Source organism: Oleiphilus sp. HI0066 (assembly GCF_001635725.1).
In genome coordinates this window covers 1-624 of the sequence record NZ_LWFH01001826.1, presented here as the reverse complement: position 1 = coordinate 624, position 624 = coordinate 1, and the positions used below count along the sequence as shown (strand labels likewise).

General features: G+C 47.2%; 1 pseudogene. It reads right to left on the bottom strand.

The annotated features are described in order from the left end of the window. A pseudogene (locus tag A3738_RS28395) lies at positions 1–589 on the bottom strand (glutamine synthetase); the annotation flags it as partial. Between the last annotated feature and the right edge of the window lie 35 nt (positions 590–624).

Sequence of the window (624 nt, the reverse complement as noted above, 5' to 3'; positions counted from 1 at the left end):
GCTCTAAGGCACTAATTTGCTGCTCAAAAATGTTTACATCATCCCATTTCACTGCGCTAAACACGCGAATAAACTCAGCACCAAACCAATCGCTAATGCGTGGGTCTGATTCCATCAATCTCAAAGAGTCTCTTTGGTTATCAGCAACGCAAGGATGGTCCTGCTTATAGGCATCACCTGTGACAGGCTCAGGAGCAGTCATCTTTTCGGTAATTCCATGAAACACACCCGCTAACAACGCACTCGTTGCAAGATAAGGGTTTGCATCCGCACCAGCCATACGATGCTCGATTCGAGTCGAAGACAGGCTTCCAGAAGGAATACGCATAGCAACGGAACGATTGTCGTAACCCCACGTTTTACTTGTAGGCGCAAAGGAGCGAGAAGCTAAACGCTTAAAGCTATTCACATTAGGGCTCCACAAGGCTTGGCATGAATCTGCCATATCTAATAAGCCCGCAACTGCGTATTGTAGTAAAGGATTATCCGTTGGGGGTTCACTCGCGAACACATTTGTTCCCGACTCGTCCATCAAACTTAAGTGCATATGCAAGCCATTNCCTGCCTCTTCGAGGTACGGCTTCGCCATAAATGTGGCTTGCATACCACGCTTTTTAGCAATGG